The sequence below is a fragment of the Acidovorax sp. KPB24-03 genome (assembly GCF_057546605.1).
In genome coordinates, this window is record NZ_BAAJYR010000807.1 from 1 (window position 1) to 837 (window position 837).

Genomic DNA, 837 nt, shown 5'->3' on the forward strand with positions numbered 1-837 from the left:
GGCCGTGGTGCGCGCGGGCCCAAACGGCGAGCCGGTGAGCCAGGTCTTTCGCTACCGCTACGACGCCCTGGGCCGGCGCATCGCCAAGGCCGACGCCTTCGGCGAGACCACCTTCACGTGGGAAGGCCTGCGCCTGCTGCAGGAGCGCCGGGGCGGGCAATGCAGCAGCTACATCTACGAGCCGGGCAGCTACACGCCCCTGGCGCGCATCGACGGGCATGGCGTGCTGGAGCCGGAACACCCCGCGTCCGCGCTGGCCCTGGGCGACGTGGACACCGCGCGGGGCAAGGAAAACTCCGTGCCGACCACCAATGGCGAGTGGGCGGATGCGCACCACGCGGTCGCCGGGCCGGTGGGCGGGTTGGCACGCAAGCTGGCAGCGCTGGACAAGGCCCAGGCCGCGCAACCGCAACCGGCCGTGATGGAGAACAGCCCGCCAACGCCATCGCTGGCAGGAGCAATGAACGTCAACGAGCGATCAGCGGCACCGGGCGCTCGGATTTATTACTTCCATACCCAAGCCAATGGCTTGCCGGAAGAGATGTCGGATCGAAACGGCAATCTTGTGTGGCGTGCGCAATACAGGGCCTGGGGCAGCGCGGTCGCGGAAGAATGGCAGGCGTTCGATGCCGTGGGCCGCCCGGTCGGAGCGCCGGTTGCCGAAAGCTGGGCGCGAGCGAGTCAGCAAACAGCGGCGGCGCCGCAGAACTTGAGGATGCAAGGGCAGTACCTGGATCGGGAAACGGGGTTGCACTACAACACGTTCCGGTACTACGACCCAGACCTGGGGGCTTCACGACGCCTGATCCGATTGGGCTGGCGGGCGGGATGAACTTG

The 837-nt window shown here is 68.0% G+C and carries 1 pseudogene; it reads left to right on the top strand.

Annotated elements, in window-relative coordinates:
* A pseudogene (locus AC27KI_RS26140) lies at positions 1-837 on the top strand (RHS repeat-associated core domain-containing protein); the annotation flags it as partial.